General features: G+C 72.2%; 1 protein-coding gene and 1 pseudogene. Both read right to left on the bottom strand.

The window, feature by feature from the left end; genetic code table 11:
* Positions 1–48: 48 nt before the first annotated feature.
* Entirely contained in the window at positions 49–801 is a 753-nt protein-coding gene (locus GT030_RS09210) for an MgtC/SapB family protein (RefSeq protein ID WP_161200673.1), read from the bottom strand.
* 157 nt (positions 802–958) lie between these two features.
* A pseudogene (locus GT030_RS09205) lies at positions 959–1221 on the bottom strand (alpha/beta hydrolase); the annotation flags it as partial.

Genomic DNA, 1221 nt, shown 5'->3' with positions numbered 1-1221 from the left:
CGTCGTCCCGCGCTTCGTCCGGGCGGCCGACACCGATCCGCGTGATCCTCAGCCGGCGCCCTCGGTCTCGGGGCCCGACAGGCTGACGACGCCGTCGAGTTCGGCCAGCTCCGCCATGAGCCGGTACACGTCGCCGGCGCCCTCGATGGACAGGTCCACCCGGGTGTTGCCCGTCGCCGGCCCGGCTTCCCCGCCGTCGTCCCGCAGCGTGCGGTCGATCCGGACGTTCACCACGAGGAAGCCCGCAGCGGTGCAGCGTTCGAGGACGCGGGGCAGGACCCCGCGCCGGGGCAGGTAGGACAGGCGCAGATCGGTCTCCTCGACGGTGGAAATGGCCGGGATACGCCGGGTGAGCAGGGGATAGCCGCGCACGATGAGGAGGTAGGCCCCGGTCACGGCCGGCGCCAGCAGCCAGAGTCCGCCACCGCACGCCATGCCGACGGCCGCCGTCAGCCAGACCGTGGCGGCCGTCGTCAGCCCCCGTACGATGTCCCGCCGTACGAAGATCAGCCCGCCTCCGATGAAACCGATGCCCGAGACGATCTGCGCCGCCACCCGGGAGGGGTCCAGGCTGACGTGCGACAGACCGAGCACGTTGTCGAAGCCGTACTGAGAGACCTCCATGAACAGCGCCGCCCCCAGCCCCACCAGTGCGTGGGTGCGCAGGCCGGCACTCTTCTGCTGGAACGCCCGCTCCAGACCGATCACCGTCGACAGCACCAGGGCCAGGCCGAGTTCGGCGAGCTGCCGCAGGCCTTGGCCGGTGCTCGGGTTCCACAGCAGCGACGCGCTCCAGTGCACGGTCTCTCCATCACAGTCCGTCCGGCCATCCGACGGGCCCGGCCTCGCAAGGCCGCGCCCGTGCCACCCTGACACGGCAGGCGCCCGCCGAGCGGTACCGCCCCGGAGTGGGCACGTGGCTCGCGGTCTCCGGCGTACGCCTGGCGGCCCGCCCCGGTCAGCGTCCTTCACGCGTGGAGGCGACGACCTCGCGTACAGCTTCGGCGATGGCCGGGAAGTCCTTCTTGAGGAGCGCGCCGTGGTTGCTGGCGACCTTCGCGCCGATCCGGATGTTCGGGTTGCGCGTGGTCACCGCGTCCAGGCCGGCGCGGATGCGTTCCTGCTCGTCGCCGCGGCTTCCGAACGACGTCCCCGAAGCGACCACGTACCGCACCGGGACGGTGATGTCGTCCAGCACCGGGCCCAGTTCGCGCTCGCGGG

Source organism: Streptomyces sp. SID1328 (genome assembly GCF_009865595.1).
Taxonomy (GTDB): Bacteria; Actinomycetota; Actinomycetes; order Streptomycetales; family Streptomycetaceae; genus Streptomyces; species Streptomyces griseoluteus.
This window is presented reverse-complemented; position numbering and strand designations above follow the sequence as displayed.